The sequence below is a fragment of the Streptomyces sp. NBC_01426 genome (assembly GCF_036231985.1).
Classification (GTDB): domain Bacteria; phylum Actinomycetota; class Actinomycetes; order Streptomycetales; family Streptomycetaceae; genus Streptomyces.
On sequence record NZ_CP109500.1, the window covers coordinates 1,023,961 to 1,043,985 of the forward strand.

Annotated in this window: 3 protein-coding genes; all 3 read right to left on the minus strand. The window is 73.0% G+C overall.

Features of this window, described 5'->3' with window-relative positions; all coding sequences use genetic code 11:
* Positions 1 to 40: 40 nt before the first annotated feature.
* The 3 genes from OG906_RS04740 to OG906_RS04750 are packed head-to-tail and all read right to left on the minus strand — an operon-like array spanning position 41 to position 19,922.
* The gene (locus OG906_RS04740) at positions 41 to 9,274 is read right to left on the minus strand and encodes an SDR family NAD(P)-dependent oxidoreductase (RefSeq protein ID WP_329440278.1); all 9,234 of its coding nucleotides are present in this window, start codon (positions 9,272 to 9,274) and stop codon (positions 41 to 43) included.
* Positions 9,271 to 18,684: a polyketide synthase gene (locus OG906_RS04745; RefSeq protein WP_329440280.1), complete on the minus strand. Its 9,414-nt coding sequence runs from the start codon at positions 18,682 to 18,684 to the stop codon at positions 9,271 to 9,273. Before OG906_RS04745 ends, OG906_RS04740 begins: the two co-directional genes overlap by 4 nt.
* Positions 18,681 to 19,922 (minus strand): aromatic ring-hydroxylating oxygenase subunit alpha, encoded by a 1,242-nt coding sequence (locus OG906_RS04750; protein WP_329440282.1) that lies wholly within the window; start codon positions 19,920 to 19,922, stop codon positions 18,681 to 18,683. Before OG906_RS04750 ends, OG906_RS04745 begins: the two co-directional genes overlap by 4 nt.
* Positions 19,923 to 20,025 lie beyond the last annotated feature (103 nt).

Consider the following 20,025-nt stretch of genomic DNA (forward strand, 5'->3'; position numbering starts at 1 on the left):
GTTGTCCTTTCGTTCGACCCACTGGTTGCCCCCGGCCCGGTCATCGCTGCCCGTCCCGCTGGAGCAGCGGGCGCAGCAGGGCGCTCAGGGCGGACGCGGACGGGTCGTCGTGGTCAGGGGTGGGCGGGTCGTCCCGGTCGGCGGTGGGCGGTCGACGGTCGGCCGGGGCGGCGAGTCCGGTCGCGATGTCGTCCGCCGTACGGGCCCGCATCAGCAGCGACGGGTCGACGGTCAGGCCACTGCGTTGTTCGAGCACCGTGGTCAGCTCGGCGATCATCAGGGAGTCCAGGCCCAGCCCGGGCAGCGGGCGCTCCCCGGGGTCCTCCCCCAGTACGTGTACGAAGGCGTCGCGGACCCGGGCCCGCATGCCGGCGCGGTCGTGGCCGGCGCGGATCGGTGCGGGGAGGACGACGGCCTCGGGCCGCGCCCCCGTCGGCGCGGACGCGGCGGCATCCGACGCGGCGGGCTCGGCGGGCTCGGACCCGGCGGGCTCCACGGGCCCTGCCGGGCCGGCGGTGGTACTGCCCGGGAAGATCACGGCGCCGCCCGACCGCAGGTGGTCGACGAAGGCGTCCAGGGCCTGTTCGGCGCCGATGGAGTGGGCGGCGGAGAAGGACGCGTCCGCCTTCATGCCGATGCCCGTCCAGTTGGGCCACGCGTGCGCGGTGACCGTGGTGACGGCGTCGTTCTCCCGCTCGGCGAGGGCCAGTTGGTAGGCGTTCGCGAGGCCGTAGTCGACGAGCCCCCGGCCGGCCAGGGCCTGGGTACCGGCGATCGAGGACACCAGGACGACGAACTCCGCACCCTCCTCCTTGGCCAGCCGTACGACGTTCAGCGAGCCGGGGACCTTGGGGGCGAGCACCTTCTCGGCGTCGCTCCACGGCCGGCGGTGCATCGCCCCGAACGGGTTGACCCCGCCGGAGGAGTGCACGACGCCGACCAGCCGGCCCCAGCGCCGACCCCACCGCCCGGCGACCGCGGCGAGCGCCTCGGGGTCGGACACGTCGCAGGACACGTAGTCGACCTCGGCACGCGCCGCCAGCTCCCGCAGGGGGGCGGAACCCGCGGGATCGAGGACCGATCGGCCGATGATGCCGATGCGCTTGGCTCCCCGGTCGATCAGCCGCTCGGTCAGACGCAGCCCCACGGCGCCCAGTCCGCCGGTGACCAGGCAGTACCCGTCGGTGGGCAGGGCGTACGGCGCACCGGGCGCCGCGGGCAGGGGGTGCGGGGTGTACCGGACGCCCCGACGGTGGGCGACGACGACCGTGCCGCCGTCGGCCTCGCCGGCCTGCCCGGCCGCGAGGGCGGCGTACTCGGCCACCAGGCGGTCGGCGAGCGTCTCGGCCGGTTCGGCCGGGTCCAGGTGTACGACCGCGGTGGCCTTGCGGCTCTCGGCGCCGGCGGCCCGTACGGCCATGGCCATGGCGGCCCGCTCGGGGATCAGGCCACCGCGCTCGTCGGGGTGCACGGCGGCGGCGTGAAAGCCGGCCCACAGCAAGGCCCCGTGGGCGGGCAGCGCCGCCATCAGGGCGCTCAACTCGGTCCAGAAATATTTCAGTTCGCGGGAGTCGCCGGTCCGGGCGGCCCGGGCGTCGATCACGATGGCGCCGTCCGCCCGGTGGCCGGGCTCGGCCACGGTCACGCCCCGGCTCCGGAGGGCCGTCGTCAGGGCGTGTTCGAGCTCGGGGTCGGCGGTGACCAGGCGTACCGTGCCCGAGCCGGGAGGGGTGGCGGGAGCCGGCTCCCGGACGCGCCACTCGACGCGTACCGCCTCGGCCGCCGCGAGGGGCGGGCCGGAGGCGGCGACCGCCGGGCCGGTGGTGTGCCAGTACGCCCCTCGTGCGAACGGATAGGTGGGGAGCTCCGTTGCACGAGCATCCACGGCGGAGAGAGCGGGCCAGTCGATGTGCGCGTAGCCGACGCCGGCCAACTCGGCGGCGCCGACGGGTCCGTGGGGTTCCGTGACCGTCCCGGAGCGCAGCGCCGCCGCCTCGGCGGTCAGGTCGATGTCGACGCGTGCGGGGGGCGTGCGGCCGGCAGCGACGGAGCGCAGCGCGGTGGCGAGTTCGGCGGCCGTCCGTCCGTGGACGGCGGTCTGGAACTCCAGTGGGGTGCGGCCGGTGTTGGCGGTGTGGCAGAGGTCGGCGGTCTCCCAGGCGTCGCGTGCCGCGTCGAACCGGTCGGCGTACGCGCCGGCCAGCGACCGCAGCGCCGACTCGTCGGCGGCGCTCACCCGCACCACGAAGGCGTCCTGGGACAACACCTCACGCAGCGAGGGAACGGGAGGCTCTTCGACGATCACGTGGGCGTTCACCCCACCCATTCCGAACGCGCTCACCGCCGCCCGACGCGGACCACCGTCACGCGGCCACTCCACCGCACGGTCGGCGAGGTAGAACGGTGTTTCCTCGAACCGGATGTGGTCATTGGGCCGCACCACATGCAACGACGGCGGAACCGTCCCGTGCTCCATCGCCAAAAGCACCTTCACCAGACCCGCCAACCCCGCCGCCGGCTCCAGATGACCCACATTCCCCTTCAGGGAACCGATCGCACAGAACTGCGACCTGCCCGTCACCCCACGCCACGCACGCGTCAACCCCTCCACCTCGATCGGATCACCCAAACCCGTCCCCGTTCCGTGTGCCTCCACCAGGCCGATCGAGTCCACCGACACCCCCGCGTCCCGCAACGCCGCGGTGATCACTTCCTGTTGCGCCGCACTGCTCGGGACCGTCAACCCACTGGTGCGGCCACCGTGGTTGACCGCACTGCCCTTGATGACACCCCGGATCCGGTCGCCGTCCCGCACCGCGGCCCGGAGCGGCTTCACCACCACCGTCACCACACCCTCACCCGGCACGAACCCGTCCGCCCCCGCATCGAACGGCCGGGAGGCGCCCGAGGGTGACAGGGCCCGCAGATTGCGCATCGCGACGTAGTGCAGGGGGGACATGCCGATGCGAACGCCGGCCACGATCGCCTGCTCGCACTCGCCGTCGCGGATGCTGCGCACCGCCGTGTGCAGGGCGACCAGCGACGACGAACACAAGGTGTCGATCGTCATGCTCGGCCCGTGCAGATCGAGGAAGTAGCTGACCCGGTTGGCCAGGAACGCGTTGTGGTTGCCGAGACCGCTGGGGGCGTCCAGCTCCGGCGCGATGTTGTAGTCCTTGTAGTGCTGGTAGCTGGCGCCGACGAACACGCCGGTGGAGGACGTCAGTTGTCGTGGCGGCAGGCCGGCCGACTCCAGTGCCTCCCATGCGGTGCGCAGCAGCCAGCGGACCTGCGGGTCGAGGACCTCCGCCTGTTTGGGGAAGAAGTCGAAGAACCGGGCGTCGAACTCCTCCACGTTGTCGAGGAATCCGCCCATGTCGGGCTCGTGACCGCCCGCGTAGCGTCCCCAGCGATGAGCGGGGGCCGGGCGGATCTCCTCGCCGGCCCCGGCCAGGAGCGACCAGAACCGTTGCGGGTCCGAGGCACCGGGAAGCGCCAGAGCGAGGCCGATGACGGCCATGTCCTCGCCGGCCGGCGTGACTTCGGGGGCCCTCGGGATCGCTGTGGCAGAGGTGGTGTCGGGTGCGGCCGCCGCCTCGGGAGCCTGGACCGGGGCCGGGACCGGGGGCTCGGCGGAGGTCGGGGGCTCGGCCGGGGTCTGCGCCGGTGCCTCGGCGCGGGCGGGAGCCGGGGCCGCGGCCGCGGCGAACGCTCCGTCGGCCGCCAGCTCCGCGACGTGTGCGGCGAGGGTTCGGCAGTCGGCGGCGTCCAGGACGTCCGTCGGGCTCAGTGGCACCCCGTACTGCGCCTCGACGTCGGCCGCGATGGCCGTCGCCAGCATGGAGTCGAGGCCCACGGCGGAGAGCGAGGTGGTCGCGGTGACGCCCGGGTCGTGCAGGACGTTCCGCACCACCGCGACGATCGCCGCCTCCGACGCCGCGACCTGCGGTGTGCGGCGGGCGGGCCGGGAGAGCGGCGCGTCGTCGCCGTTCACCGTCCGGTACTCGACCTCGTCGAGCCGGACCAACACCCGGCCGTCCGAAGCGAACAGCGTCGCATCACCGCGCCGCGTGCCGTCGCTCGCGGGCTCGGCGCCCTCGAGCAGTACGAACGCCGTTCGCGCCGGATCCGCCCAGCGCGTCGCCCGGCCGATGGAGACCGGCAGGTACGTGGCCGACGGGGCCGCGGGATCCGCCAGCGTGAGGACGGCCATGGCCTGGAGGGCGGCGTCGATCGCGACCGTCTGCGCCTCCAGCGGGCTGTCGGCGCGCACGTCGAGCCGTACGAGCACCCGACCCGGCCCGTAGTGCACCTCGGCGATGGAGCGGAGCGGGGCGGCGAGTTCCATGCCCTTCGCCGCGAACCAGGCGTAGAGGCCGTCCGGTTGCAGGGTCCGACCGAGGCCGGCCCGCAGGGTGTCCAGGTCCGCGGCGGCGGGCGCCGGGCCCGCCGGGGTGTCGGCGGTGGCGAGTCGGGCGATGACCCGCTCGGCGTGCCGGAAGGCGGCCGATCCCGTACGGGCGGGGTCGGCCAGGTCGCTGGTGAGGGGGTGGGTTCCGGTGCCCCGGCCCGTGAAGACGATCCGGCGCAGGACGGCGCTCGACCGCAGCCCGAGGGCCACGGGAAGCGCCCCGGGCAGTGTGTCCTCGCCCAGCACCCGGTGGGCGGGCGCGAGCCGCCGTACGACGGCGGCCACGTCCTCTGCGGTCGGCGCCGCCGGTGGGACGGGCGCGGAGGACACCGCGGCGTCGGCCGGCGCCCCGAACGGGTAGGGCGGCAGGACGCGGTGCCGCGCCGGCGGGCCCGGGTACACCGCGGCCCAGTCGACGGCGCCGCCGCCGACGTAGCGCAGGGCCGGCCCGCCGAGACCGGTCGGGGCGCTCTCCACCGCCGTGTCGCCGCGCAGGACGGTGCCGGGTGCCCGGTCCGCCAGGTGTAGCGCCCTGGCCAGGCCGGTGCTCAGCTCGTCGGCCGTGGTTCCGAGGAACGCCACCCGATGGGCCCGGTGGTCGCGTCCGACGGCGCTGGAGCGGCACAGCGCGCCCAGGTCGTCGGCGGTCCCCCGCAGCAGCAGCGGTCGGACGTCCGCCATGCGTCGGAGGAGGGCTTGCGGGGTGTGGGCGGACAGCACCAGCAGGTGCTCGTCGTTGTCCGAGACGGCTGCGGAGGCCTCGTCGCCGGGCGGCCGATGCCGGGGTCCCCCGGTGCGTTCCCGCGCGTACTCCTCGACGACGATGTGCGCGTTGGTGCCGCCCATGCCGAAGGCGCTGATGCCCGCCCGGCGCGGGCCGTCCGAGATCCACGGCTGGGGCGCGACCGGGATCACGAACGGTCCGGTGGACAGGTCGAGGTGGCTGCTGGGGGTCTCGAAGCCGGCGACGGGCGGTATCTCCCGGTGGCGCAGGGACAACAGCACCTTCAGCAGGCCGGCGAGTCCGGCCGCGGGCTCCAGGTGTCCGATGTTTCCCTTCACGGTCCCGAGGTGGCACGGGCCGGTGCGGTCCGGGTCGCCGCCGAACACCTCGGTGAGCGCGGCGATCTCGATCGGGTCGCCGAGTCGGGTCGCGGTGCCGTGCGTCTCGATCAGGGAGATGTCGGCGGGCGCCAGTCCGGCGTCGGCGAGCGCGGCCCGGACGACCGCGGCCTGGGCTTCGCTGCGGGGCACCGGCAGGGCGCTGCCGCGGCCTCCGTGGTTGACGGCCGTACCGCGGACGACGCCCCAGATCCGGTCGCCGTCCCGCTCCGCGTCCGTGAGCGGTTTCAGCATCACGGCCAGCGCGCCCTCGCCGGGCAGGAATCCGTCCGCCCGCTCGTCGAAGGGTCGCGGCAGGGTCTCCGACAGCGCGCCGAGCCGGCTGAGGCTGCGGAAGTACCAGGGAGTCAGGCCGACCTGGCAGGCCGCCACGATGGCGGCGCCACAGTGCCCCGCACGGAGCGCGGCGACCGCCTGCTGGATGGCGACGAGCGAGGACGAGCACAGGGTGTCGACGGTCTGCGAGGGGCCGGTCAGGTCCAGCGCGTACGAGATCCGGTTGGCCAGTACCGCGTTCATGGAGCCGAGCGCGGTGTGCGGTCCGACGGTCTCCAGCCCTTGCGTGTCGCGGTGGTGGGTGTAGGTGGCGCCGACGAAGACGCCGATGTCGCGGCGGTCGGCGAGACCGCTGTCGTCCCGCACCGTCCAGGCGTGTTCCAGCAGCAGTTTCTGTTGTACGTCCATCTCCTCGGCCTCGCGTACCGAGATGCCGAAGAAGCTCGGGTCGAAGCGGTCGATGCCCGAGACGAACGCACCGGTGCGGCAGTAGGTGCCCGTCATTCGGGGGCCGCGCGGCTCGAAGTGGGTGTCGATGTCCCAGCGTTCCGCCGGGACCTCGGTGAACGCGTGGCCGCCGGAGCGGAGCAGGTTCCACAGCTCCGCCGTACCGCCGGCCGCGCCCGGCAGGTCACCGGAGACGGCCACGATCGCGACGTCCGCGTCACGACCACCTGCCGGAGTGCGCCGTCGCGGTGTGGGGAGCGGGCGGTCGGGGGCGACTGCCGGGAGCTGCTCGACGGTTGGGGCGGGCTCGGAGCGTTCGGCGGACTCGACCGCCTCGGCGGGCGTGGCGGGCGTGACGGAGGAAACCGGCTCGGCGGACTCGACCACCTCGGCGGCCTCCGGCGTCGCGACCGCGACGGCCGCGCCGTAGCGGTCGGTCAGGGCCTGGACCAGCTCGGCGAACTCGCCGTACTCCAGGAAGAGCGTCGCCGGGAGGTGGATGCCCCACCTGCGGGACAGTTCCTCCGCCAGTTCGACGCTCATGATCGAGCTCATGCCGTAGTCCGAGAGGGGGGTGTCGCGGTCGAAGGAGGCGACACCGAGCCGCTCGGCGAGGAACCGTTCCAGGGCGTCCGCGACGTGTTCCGCGGCGCCCGCACCCGACCCGGCGGACCCGTTGGACCCGTCCGACCCGCCGACCGTGTCGTGTACGGCGGAGGGGGCTTCGGTCTCCGATGCCTCCGCCTCGATGACCTCGTCGTCGGCGTCCGGATGGGCGACGACGACCTGGCGGGGGTCCTCCTCCGAGCCCAGTACCGCGATGAGGGCGTCCAGGCCCTCCGCGGTGCCCAGCGGCCGGACCCCGCGCCGCCGCAACTGCTCCGCGACGGCCGTACCCATGCCCACCTCACCCCACAGACCCCAGGCGATGCTCAGCCACGGCGAACCGTGCGCCTGCGCGAAGGCGTCGAGGTAGGCGTTGGCCGCGGCGTAGCCGGCCTGCCCGAGGTTGCCGAACGTTCCGGAGACCGACGCGAACAACACGGCGAAGTCCAGGGGCTGCCCGGCCACCGCGGCGGCCAGCTCGCGGACCCCGTCGACCTTGGGCCGCATCACCGCGGCGATGTCCTCGGCGGTGGCGCTGCGGATCAGGCCGTCCTTGAGCGTGCCGGCGGCGTGCACGACGCCGTGCAGCTCGCCGTGTTCCGCGCGGACCCGCTCCACCACGGCCGCCAGGGCGCCGGGGACGGTGACGTCCGCTCTGTAGGAGACGACCTCGCAGCCGTGTGCGCGGATCGCGGCCGTTCGCTGCCGGTCGGCGGCCGCCGCTCCGGAGCGGCTGACCAACGCGACGAAGCCGGCGCCGTCCCGAGCGAACCGGTCGGCGACCTCCAGGCCCAGACCGCCGTGCCCGCCGAGGACGAGGTACCGGCCGCCCTGTCGTACGGGCCCCGGACGTGAGCGGGGTGCGGCGTGCGCCGCGCGGTCGCGGACCCGGACGGGTACCCGCCGGACACCCTGTCGGTAGCCGGTCTCGGTCGGGCCGTCGCCGTCGCCGAGTTCCGCCAGGAGCGCGCGGAGGGCGTCGTCGGAGGATCGGTCGACGTCGACGAGGCGCGGGCGCAGGCCCGAGTACTCGATGGCGGCGGTACGGACGAAGCCCCACAGGGCGGCGCGCGCGGGCACCGGCCGGTCTTCGTCCGAGACCGCCTGCCCGTCCCGGGTCACCACGAGGAAGCGGCCCTTGCGCTGCCGCTCACCGAGGGTCCGCAGGGCGGCCAGGCAGCCGTGGACGCCGAGGCGGAGTTCCGTCTCCTCCCCCTGGACGCCGTCGGACACCTCGCCGGCGTTCCACAGGTGCACCACTCCGGCGATCGGGTCCCCGACCTCGTCCCAGAGCCGCCGGAACGCTTCCTCGTCCGGCTGCGCGAGCATCCGCAGGTCGCTGCCGCCGCCGTGCACCCCGACGAGCGCGGTGGCCTGATCCCCGGACGGGCCGATGCCGACCTCCACCACGCGGGCGCCGTCGGCCCGCAGTCGCCCGGCGGCACGCGCCCCGAGGCCGTCCGTGCGGGCGTCGTGCAGCACCACCCAGGTGCCGGTCACCGGCTCGGTCCGGGCGGGGTCCGTCGGTGCGGGACGCCAGACGATCCGGCTGACGGGCAGTGCGGACGGTCGTGCCGGGGTCGCGGTGGCGGTCGGTCGCGAGCCGGTGGTCGTTCGCCGCATGCGGAGGCCCTGGAACTCCGCGGCGACCTCGTGGGAGGGGCCCAGCAGAGTCGCGTCGGCGGTGGCGTAGGCGCCGTCGATGCCGGTGCGGCGCACCACGACGGTCGCGCCGGTCGACAGCGCGGAGAGGTCGGTGAGGACCCGGAGTCGGGCGATGCCGATCGGCAGCATGGGGTGCGGGCCGTCCGCTCCCGTGAGGTCCTGGAGCGCGCAGCTCACGACCTGGAACACCCCGTCCACCAGGAGCGGGTGGGCGTACCAGGGCACGGGTTCGGCGTCGGAGCGCAGCGTTGCCGTGGCCGTGCCGTCGTCTCCGACGGAGAGGTCCCGGACGGTGCGGAAGTCGGGCCCGTACCGGAGGCCGTCGCGGGCCCAGCTGTCGTACAGCCGGTCCCGGTCGATGGCCCGTCCGTCGCCGGCCCCCGGGCCGGTGGGGGATTCGGCGGTGGCGGCCGGGACATCGCCCGGGAGCAGCAGCCGGCCGGTACCGGTGGACAGCGGCTTGCGTTCGCCGGCCACGACGGTGCTCAGTTCGAAGCGGGTCGAGGGCCCGAAGGACACGTCGAGCCGGACAGGAGCCGTCGCGTCGTCGCTGAGGGTGAGGGGCCGCAGGAACGTCACGTCGGTGAGTTCCAGTGGAGTGAACGGCCTGCGTCGGGCGACTCCCACCATCGCCATCTCCAGCTGCACCGCGGCGGGCAGCAGCCCGACGCCGGCGGAGCGGTGTTGGGCGATGAAGGGCTCCTGGCCCGTGAACGTCTTCTCATAGGTCTCGGCCGGGTACGTCACTGTCCCTCGCTCCGGTGCTCGTAGTGACGGTCGAACAGGGGGTGGCTGACGGTGGTCGTCGCGGCGCCGCCGCGGCGTGCGGCGGGCACGATCAACTCCTGTCGGTTGAAGGGGTAGGTGGGAAGGGTGATCGTCCGCTGCCCCTTCCCCGCATGCACACCCGACCAGTCGAGATCCCCCGACGTCGCGTTCACATACGCCGCCAACGACCCGTGCACCTCCACCTGATCCACCCGATCCCGACGCAACGTCCCCAACCACACCGGCTGCTCCCCCACCCACGAAGCACGCGCCAACGACGTCAACTGCGGATGCGAACCGATCTCCCACACCACCCCCGCACCCAACCCACTCACCGTCGCGACCGCCTCACCGAAACGAACCGGCTCACGAATCGCCCGACCCCAATACCCCGGATCCACCACCGACCCCGCCGAATGCCAACCACCCGACACCGACGACACAAACCCCACCACCGGAGCCGACAACCCCACCCCCGCCACCGCCTCCACGAAAGGCGCCACCGCACCCTCCATCAAAGCCGAATGAAACGCATGACTCACCACCAACGGAGAACACCGCAAACCCGACCCCGAACAAAACTCCGCCACCGAATCCGACGGCCCCGAAACCGTCACCACCCGCGGCCCATTGAAAGCCGCCACCTCCACACCCACAAACCCCGCCAAAGCCTCCACCACAGCCCCGACATCCCCATGCACCACAGCCATCGCACCCCGACCCGGCTGCCCCTCCATCAACTCCCCACGCAACACCGTCAACCGCAACAGATCCGCCAACCCCAACACACCCGAAGCCCACGCAGCCGTCAACTCACCCAGACTGTGACCCACCACCGCATCCGCACGAACCCCCACAGACTCCAACCACCGCACCAACCCCACCTGCACCGAAACAATCCCCACCTGCGCATACCGCGTCCGATCCAACCCCCCACCCACACCACCGAACAACACATCCAACAAAGGCACATCCAAATGCCCCACCAACAAAGCCGCACACTCATCCAACGCAGCCCGAAACACCGGCTCCGTCACATACAAACCCCGCCCCATCCCCACATACTGCGAACCCTGACCCGTGAACATGAACACATTCGGAACCGAAACACCCCCCTTACGAGACACAGCAACCCGCCCCTCCGCCACATCCCGCAAACCAGCCCCCACCACACCCGCATCCACACCCGACACCACCGCACGAAAACGATGCCCCGCACGCCCCACATTCGCCGAGAAAGCAAAATCCCCCAACACCTCGGCAGAAACACCCACCAACCCATCCGCATACACGCCCGCCAAAGAACGCAACGCAGACTCATCAGCCCCACTCACCCGCACCACAAAAGAATCCTGCGACAACACCTCACGCGTCGACCGAACAGGAGGCTCCTCCACGATCACGTGCGCATTCACACCACCCATTCCGAACGCGCTCACCGCCGCCCGACGCGGACCACCGTTGCGCGGCCACTCCACCGCACGGTCGGCGAGGTAGAACGGTGTTTCCTCGAACCGGATGTGGTCATTGGGCCGCACCACATGCAGTGAGGGCGGAACCACCCCGTGCTCCATCGCCAGGAGCACCTTCACCAGACCCGCCAACCCCGCCGCCGGCTCCAGATGACCCACATTCCCCTTCAGGGAACCGATCGCGCAGAACTGCGACCTGCCCGTCACCCCCCGCCACGCACGCGTCAACCCCTCCACCTCGATCGGATCACCCAAACCCGTCCCCGTCCCATGCGCCTCCACCAGGCCGATCGAGTCCACCGACACGCCCGCGTCCCGCAACGCCGCGGTGATCACTTCCTGTTGCGCCGCACTGCTCGGGACCGTCAACCCACTGGTGCGGCCACCGTGGTTGACCGCACTGCCCTTGATGACACCCCGGATCCGGTCACCGTCCCGCACCGCGGCCCGGAGCGGCTTCACCACCACCGTCACCACACCCTCACCCGGCACGAACCCGTCCGCCCCCGCATCGAACGGCCGCAGGGCGTTGGACGGGGAGAACGACCGCAGGCGCGAGCCCAGTTGGAAGTACTGGGGAGACATGGCCAGGTGCACGCCGGCCACGACGGCCTGCTCGCACTCACCGTCACGGATGCTGCGCACCGCCGTGTGCAGGGCGACCAGCGACGACGAACACAACGTGTCGATCGTCATGCTCGGCCCGTGCAGATCGAGGAAGTAGCTGACCCGGTTCGCCAGGATCGCGTTGTGGTTGCCCAGGCCCGCCGCCGTCTGCACGACGTCCCCGACGACCGTGTCGCGGTAGTGCTGGTAGCTGGCGCCCACGAACACGCCGGTGGAGCGTTGAGGTTTCCCCGCCAGACCGGCGTCCTCCAGGGCCCGCCAGGCGGACTGCACGAGGTGGCGCTGCTGGGGATCGATCCATGCCGCCTCCGCCGGTGACAACCGGAAGAACCCGGGGTCGAAGTCGGCCAGCCCTTGGACGAAGCCCGCGCGCCTGAGGTAGACGGTGCCCGGTTCGCCGTCCGTTCCGTAATACGCGTCGATGTCCCAGCGGGACTCCGGCACCTCGGTCAGGCAGTCCTCGCCCTCCACGAGGACCCGCCACAGCTCCTCGACGCTCTCGGCGTTCGGGAACACTCCGTCGAAGCCGATGACGGCGATGTCGTGCAGGTCCGCGTCGGTGGATGCCGGGTACCCCGGCTGCGCGTCTGTGGGAACCAGGTCCCGGCTCGGTTCCACGACCGGGGCCGGGGCGGGGGCCGATGTCGCGAGGGGGACCGGCGCCGGGGCGGGCTCCGCGTGCTCCCCGGGGAGGGGCGTCTGCGGTGGCTCGCCCACGTGCGGGGGGCTTGCGTCGGCGGGGGCCGAGGTGACTCCGTACTCGTCCCTCAGTTCGGCGGCCAGCCGGTCGACCGTGCCGACCTCCAGGACGAGCGTCACGGGGATGTCCACGCCCAGCTTGGCCCGGATGTCCTGGGCCAGCGACACCGCGAGCATCGAGTCGAGCCCCTGCTCCTGGAGCGGACGGTCCGTTTCCAGTGTGTCGACGTCCAGCTCCAGGGCGGCCGCCACCCAGCGGGCCAGCGTCGCGTCGAGACCGCGGGCGGTCGGGCGGCCGGGGGCCGGCGCGGGACGGTGGCCGTTGGACGCCGCGGTGGAGACCGGGGCCGGGTTCCGCGCCGGGACCGGTGCGGGACGGTGGCCGCCCCGCGCGTCGCCGCCCGCGCCTCCCGGTGACGGTGCCGGGGACAGCCGCTTCCAGGTGATCCCGCGGGCCTCCAGTACGGGTTCGTCGCCGTCGAGGACCACCAGGCTCGCGGTCAGCAGCCCGGAGTCCGGTCCGCTGTCCCGGTCGCGCCGGGCGTAGACCCGGGCGGTGTCGGGAAGTCGGCCGAGGACGGTGAGCCGCTCGACGGTGAACGGAACGTACAGTCCCTGCGCACCACACGCGGCGAGCGCGATCTGGAAGGCCCCGTCCAGGAGCCGGGCGTCCACGGCGCCGGTGGTCCGCCCGACGCCGCGCAGCACGCCGGTGGCCTGCCCGGGGGCCACGGAGAGCGCGGTCACGGTCCGGAAGCCGGCCCCGTAGTCGAGCCCGGCGCGCTCGAAGGCCTCGTACATCGCGCCGAGCGCGACGGGGGTGAAGCCGCCCGCGCCGGACGGAGCGGTGAGGGAGGGCTGTTCGGGCGCGGTCACCTCGGTGTTGGCGACCAGTGCTCCGGTACCGTCGCGAAAGGCGATCGCGTCGTCGTCCCGCTCGGCGGTGAGCGTCGCGGGGGTCTCTACGGCCGCCCGGAAGGTGAGGTCCCGCAGCGCGAACCGGTCGCGGCCGAGCAGTTCGGCGATCTTGCCGGGGTATCCGGCGCCGGGCAGTGTCGGCTTGCCGAGGACCACGTGCTCGGCGGCCTCCGGATGCTCCGTCCACGTGGTCCTCGTCCGGCCGGGCCAGACCTCGCGCACGGGGGCGTTCGACACGGGAACGTTCGGCGCGGGGGCGTTCGATACCGGGGCGTTCGACTGCTCGGCGGGCTCCAGCCACAGGTACTTCTCGGCGTGCGGCCGGGTCGGGAAGCGCACGCCCGCCAGGCGTCGCGGTCCGGCGGGCAGGTCGGCGCCGCCGACGAACGCGCGGGCCGCCGCGTCGAGCGTCCAGCGGTCGGCGCCGGCGTCGAGGGACTCGTCGTGGGTGCGCGCCGCCCGCGAGGCCACGCCCACGTGGAGGGAGCGGGTGTCGGCCACCCCGGCCAGGAACAGCCTCACCTTGTCCTCCAGTTGCTCCACGCTGTCCGCCACGCAGGCCAGCCGGTGGGCACCCGCCGGGCGCTGCCGGCTCGCCTCGCTCAGTGCGTCCAGGGAGGGGCAGTAGGAGGAGCGCAGCATCAGCACGAGCCGGTGTGCGAGCGTGCGCAGCGCCTCGTCCGAGCCCGCGGAGAGGACCAGCAGCCGCGGGCCGGTCTCGTCGTGTTCCGGTGCGGTGGCCGGGCCGGCCTCGACGACCACGTGGGCGTTCGCGCCGCCGAAGCCGAAGCTGCTGACGCCCGCGACGCGCGGGCCACTCCCCCACGGCCGGGGCCGGTCGGCCACGAACAGGGGTGAGGTGTCGAAGTCGAAGGACGTGTTGGGGGTGCTGAAGTTCAGCGACGGCGGGATGTGGCCCGCTTGGAGCGTCAGGATCGTCTTGATCAGTCCGGCGATGCCCGCGGCCGGCTCCAGGTGACCGATGTTGGTCTTCACCGAGCCCACGGCGACGGGTTGCCGGCCGGTCGGGCCGCCCAGGACCGCGTGCAGGGCTTCGAGTTCGATGAGGTCGCCGAGCTGGGTGCCGGTGCCGTGCGCCTCGATGTAGCCGATGTCGGCGGCGGTGCGCCCGGAGCCGGCCAGCGCCTTGCGCAGGACCGCTTCCTGAGCCGGCCTGCTGGGGGCGGTGAGGAAGCCGGCGCTGCCGCCGGTGTGGTTGACGGCGGTACCGCGGATGACGGCCAGGACGGGGTCGCCGTCGCGTTCGGCGTCGGCGAGCCGCTTGAGGATGACGGCGCCCGCGCCCTCTCCTCGTACGTAGCCGTCGGCGCCGTCGTCGAAGGCGCGGCACGTCCCTTGCGGGGACAGCATCCCGTTGCGGACGAAGGAGCGCGTCTTGGCCGGGGTGAGGACCAGGTTGGCGGCCCCGACCACGGCGGCGTCCACGTCGCCCGCCCGCAGGTGCATGGCCGCCTGGTGCAGGGCGACGAGGGAGGACGAGCAGGCCGTGTCGACGGCGAAGCTCGGCCCGGACCAGTCGAAGACGTGTGACAGCCGGTTGGCGAGCATGGAGGGGGCGGTGCCCGTCGCCACGTGCGGGTCGTCGTGCCCGATGCTCCGCGCCACCAGCTCCGGGAAGTCGCTCGCGATGGCGCCGACGAAGACGCCGGTGGCGGCGCCGAGGGAGGTGTGGTCGTGGCCGCCGCTCTCCAGGGCCTCCGCCGTCACGCTGAGCAGGATCCGCTGGAGGGGATCCATGCGGCGGGCCTCGCGGTCGGTGAGTCCGAAGCGGGCGGCGTCGAAGTACTCGACACCGTCGACCCAGCCCATCCGTACGTCGTCGGCTCCGGTCTCGGCCCACAGGTGGGCCCAGCCTCGCTTGCCGTCCGGGGCGTGCCCGACGCTCGACACCCCGTCGACGAGGTTCTGCCAGAACTCGTCCGGAGTGGCGGCTCCGGGGAACCTGCACGCCATGCCGGTGACGGCCAGGGCGCAGTCGTCGGCGGCCGGCCGGGTGGGCTCCGCGGGCGCCGGCACCGCGGACACGACGGGGGTGGGCGGCGCGGGTACGGTCGCCTCCCGCTCGTTCGTGACGGGTTCCGTCGCGAGGGGCTCGGGACGCGCCGCCGCCGGGGCGGTCGTGACGGGTCCTTCGGTCTCCGGGCCGCCTTGCAGCGGTACCACTCCCTCCGCGCCCAGCAGCCGGGCCAGTTTCACCGGGGTACCGGAGGCGAAGATCGACGGGGCGGTGATGTCGGCGCCCAGCTCACGGCCGAGGCCGACGGCGGCGGACGTGACGTTGACCGAGTCGCCGCCCAGGTCGAAGAAGTTGGCGTGCACGTCGAAGGCGGGAAGGTCCAGCGTGGCCGCGAACACTCCCGCGATCGACTCGGCGAGCGCTTCCGCGGTCATCGGGGCCGTCGCCGGCTCCGAGGGGTCCGCGGACGCCACGGGCTCCACGGCCTCGACGGACGCCACGGGCTCCGCGGGCGCTGTCTCAGCGGAGGCGGACCCGGTGGCGGAGGGGATGATGGTGTCGCGCGTCGGCAGCGGCAGCCGGGCGCGGGCCACCTTGCCGTTGTCGGTCAGCGGCATGGCGTCGAGGTTGACGTAGGCGTCGGGCACCATGTAGCCGGGCAGGGAGGCGCCGACGAACGCGTCGAGTCGGGACTTGGTCGGCGTGTCCTCGCCCACCAGGTAGGCGGTCAGCCTCGGTTCGCCCCGTCCCTCGAACCGTGCCGCGACGACCACGGCGGCGGTGATGCCGTCGAACCTCTCCAACACCCGCTCGATCTCGGCGGGTTCGATGCGGTTGCCGCGCACCTTCACCTGGGCGTCGGTACGGCCGAGCCACTCGATCGCGCCGTCGATGTGCAGGCGTACCTCGTCGCCGGTCCGGTAGAGCCGTACGCCGGTCACGGGGTGGACGGTGAACACGTCGTTCGTGAGGTCCGGCCTGTCGGCGTACCCCCGGGCCAGACCGGCGCCCGACAGGTACAGCTCACCCGTGGATCCGGCGGCGCACGGCTCCAACCGCTCGTCGAGGACGTGCAGTTCCGTGTGGGGCAGGGGCTCGCCGAGCGGGACGAAGGAGCCCACCGAGCTGACCCGGTGGCACGAGGTCCAGATCGTCGCCTCGGTCGGGCCGTACAGGTTCCACAGGGTGCGGGCCGCCGCGTGGAGCCGCTCGGCGGTGGCCGGCGGCAGGGACTCGCCCCCGGACAGGACGGTCAGCCGTTCGTCGGGGGTCCAGCCGGTGCCCAGCAGCAGGCGCCACAGGCTGGGCGTCGCCTGGGCCACGGTCACCTCGGCCGTGAGCTCGGCCAGACGGTACGGGTCTCCCGCGATCTCCCGCGAGGCCAGCACCACGGTCGCACCCGACGTGAGCGGGAGGAAGAGCTCCAGCAGGGAGATGTCGAAGGCCACGGTGGTGTGCGCGAGCACGGTGTCGTCGCACGACACTCCGAGGCGTTCGCCGATCCCGGTGAGGAAGTTGGCCAGCGCCCCGTGCTCGACCTCCACACCCTTGGGGTTTCCGGTCGAGCCGCTGGTGAAGAGGAGGTAGGCGAGGTCGGAGGCGGTGACCTTCGGCGGCACGGCCTGCGCCGAACCGTCCGCGTCGGGTACGCGCCGCGCCGGGCCCAGGGATGCGCCCAGGGCGTGGGTGCGGTCGTCGGTGACGATGAGGTCGCACTGCGAGACCTCCACGTACCGCCGGAGCCGGTCCACGGGGTATCCGGGGTCCAGGGGCAGGAAGGCCGCACCGGCGCGCAGGATTCCGAGCAGGGCCGGGAGCAGCGCGATGTCCCGCTCCATGAGGACGGCGACCACCGAGCCCGACTCGATGCCCTCGTCGTGCAGGCGGGCGGCGACGGCGTCGGCCCAGGCGTCCAGTCCGGCGTAGTCCAGCGTGTGGGCGCCGCTGCGGACGGCGGTGGCGCGGGGCCGGTCGGCGGCGACGGCGGCGAACAGGTCCAGGAGCGTTCCGGACGCGGCGGGGGCGTCGGAGGTGTCCGGCAGGGACGCGGCCGGTGGTGCGTGGTGCTCCTCGATCCGTGCGTCCGGGCTTTCCTCCGCGCGGGGTGCGGGGTGCGGCTCCTCACCGTGGAGCAGGGCGGTCAGGACCAGGTCCTCGACCTGCTCGGTGAAGTCCAGTGCCGCGTCCGCGTCCATCGCGGTCTCGCGGACGAAGATCGTGGGCGGCCCGTCCTTCAGGCACAGCAGGGCTATCTCGGTGTGCGGTTCGCAGGACGCCTCCTCCCCCGCGCCGCGGTCCAACACCATGACGCGGGTGAAGTCCGGCTCGTCGGAGCCGAGCGGCCGTCCGGCCAGGCCGAGCCGGAGTTCGAGGTCGCCGGCGTAGCCCTGGTGGGCCGCGGCCTCGTCCAGCTTGTCCTGGAGGGAGCGGGTGGTGTCGCCGTCGAAGCGCACGGGGAAGCGTGCGGCGGCGATGCCGTGGGTCCGCTCGGCGAGGACCCGCGCGGCCGACGGCGACCAGGCGAAGTCGAAGACCTGCTCGCCGGTGCGCTCGGCGACGACGGTGAGGAAGGCGCGGACGACCGCGACCGCCTCCTCCCGCGAGGCGGGGGTGAACGCCAGCTCGTGGCGGCTGTAGTGGGCCGCCGCGGCGGAGAAGTCGTCGGCGGGCAGCGGGGCGGGGCGCAGCCGCTCCAGCCGTGCGCGCCACCACGGCTCGTGGGGCCGCAGCACCTTCTGGGCGGCGGCGATGTCCGCCAGCCGCTGCTCCGAGGCCGCCGGCAGTGGCGCCCCCGGGGTGATCCCGAGCCGCTGCGCGGCCGCCTGGCCACTCAGCGCGCTCCCGTCGACGGCGCTCCAGTCGCTCAGCACGAGGTCGGCGTCCGGGGCCGCCAGGGTGATGGCGGACGTGGTCACCGACTGCACGGTGGTCCCGGTGCGGGTGTCCTCGCGCGGGATCAGCCTGATCTGCCGGGTGAACACCGCACCCTGCTCGGTGACGAGGGTCGCCACTCCGAGCGGGTTCGGGAAGGAGCCGTAGTCCAGGGCCTTGGAGAGCCGTTCGGCCTCGGCGGCGGACGTGCCGGCGTGGATGATGCCGCCGGACGCCATGCGGTCGGACCGCCGGTAGAACCGCCGTTCGCGGTCGCCCGTGTCGAGCGGCTCGGGCAGGGTGCGCGCCACCACGTGCGGGACGAGGTCGGCGAAGAGCTCGATGCCCACCTCGGCCGTCTCGTACGTCAGGGACAGGGCGGTGGAATGGTCGCGGATCGGGAACCAGCGCTCCAGCAGCACGCCGCCGGCGTCCACGGCCTCCGTCATCGAGTGCCAGGTGGCCGCGTGTCGGGACGCGCCCTCGTACAGCGCCCAGGCCGGGACGTGGCTGCCGGAGTAGCGGGGCAGCGGCCCGTCGTGGAAGTTGATCGCGGCGATCTTCGGCAGGTCGAGGACCGGGGCGGGCAGGATCCGGAAGTTGACCATGCTGAAGAGGTAGTCGAACGGCCGCGCGGAGAGCGCCTGCGCCAGGTCCGCGTGCGGGTCGAGTACGGGGATCCCCCGCGCGTCGGCCCAGGCCGTCACCGCGGGGTCGTCGCTGAGGACGCCCTCGATCCGCACGCCGGAGTCGAGGAGCTGTGCGGCGCACCGGGTGAGGACCCGGGTACCGCCGATGAGGTAGCAGTTGGCTGTCGTGCTCACTCTGCGGCCTTCCCGGACTCGGCGGTGTCCTCGTCGCGGACGGCGGTGGGTTCCCCCTGGGCGGCGGGGTCCTCGCCGTGCGCGAGGGTGGCCGGGGCCTCGGCGCATTCACGGGCGACCCAGGAGTCGATCTGGGAGACGACCTCCTCGTCGAGCGAGAGCTGGCCGGGCGTCCACAGCGGGTTGGACAGGCCGCGGTGCGTGCGCTCGCACATCTCCCAGTCCTCGTAGTTCGCCTTGTCCCACAGGGCGAACACGGCCTCGTGGGAGAAGTCGCTCTTGGCGGTCTCGGAGGGGTGGAAGAGCCAGAAGTGCCGGACGAAGCAGGTGCCGGGGCTCTCGGGCCAGACCCACTGCATCATCACGTAGTCGGCCGTGAACCCGAACAGGAGGTTGGGCAGGATGGTGATCCAGTTGATCTTCAGCCGGTCCCCTTCGGGAACCTGTTGCATGGGCGTCCGGCCGCTGCGCCCCGTCATGGAGACGGAGTTGTAGCCGCTGCGGATCGACTGCCACGCCCCGACGATGTCGCCCTTGAGGTCGTAGGTGCCCGCGTCGTCGAAGTCGGTGATGCGGTGCAGGTCCTTGTGCGCGGTCGGGAAGTGCAGGCTCTCGTTGACGTTGTGCGCCACGAGCTTCCAGTTCGAGGCGACCGGGTAGTCCTTCGCCTCGACGCACTCCAGGTCGGCGAGCTCGTAGACCTTCGCGAACTCGCCGAACTCGCCGAGCGAGGCGTCGAGGTCGGGCGCGTCGTCGGAGAGGGCGATGAAGACGACCCCGAACCGGACCTCGGTGCGCACCGGCAGCAGACCGTTCTTCTCCTTCTCGAAGAAGTGGTCCAGGTAGGTGCCGTTGAGGCTCTTCAGCTTGCCGTTCCGGTCGTACACCCAGCAGTGGTAGAGGCACACCAGGCTCTGCCGCTTGCCCGTGGCTTCCTCGACGAGCTTGTACCCGCGGTGCCGGCAGTAGTTGTGGTAGGCCTGGATCCCGTTGTCCCCGTGGAGGAGGAGGACGGAGCCGGTGCCGATGTTCAGGGTGCTGTAGGCACCCTTCTCCTTGAGGCGGGAGACGTGGTCCACGGGGAGCCACCGCCGGCCGTAGATGCGGGACATCTCCTGCCGGTACTGCTCCTCACCGGTGTAGAACTCGTGGGACCTGCCGATGCCGCCTGTCTCGAAGTAGGGCCTTTCCTCGTCCTGGTCACTGATGAGATCGAACATGCTGGTCGCACGCGTCATCTGCTGGGCTCCCTCAGAGGGTGAAGCGCATCGAAGGCAGTGCCGAAACGCCTGGGGCTCGGGGCCTGTGGGGAAGGCCGCACCGAGCCTCGCCGGGGGCGGG

Bases quoted from the DNA above. Each gene is read 5' to 3' on its own strand.
- OG906_RS04750 (WP_329440282.1), bottom strand. From the start codon at position 19,922: ATGACGCGTGCGACCAGCATGTTCGATCTCATCAGTGACCAGGACGAG.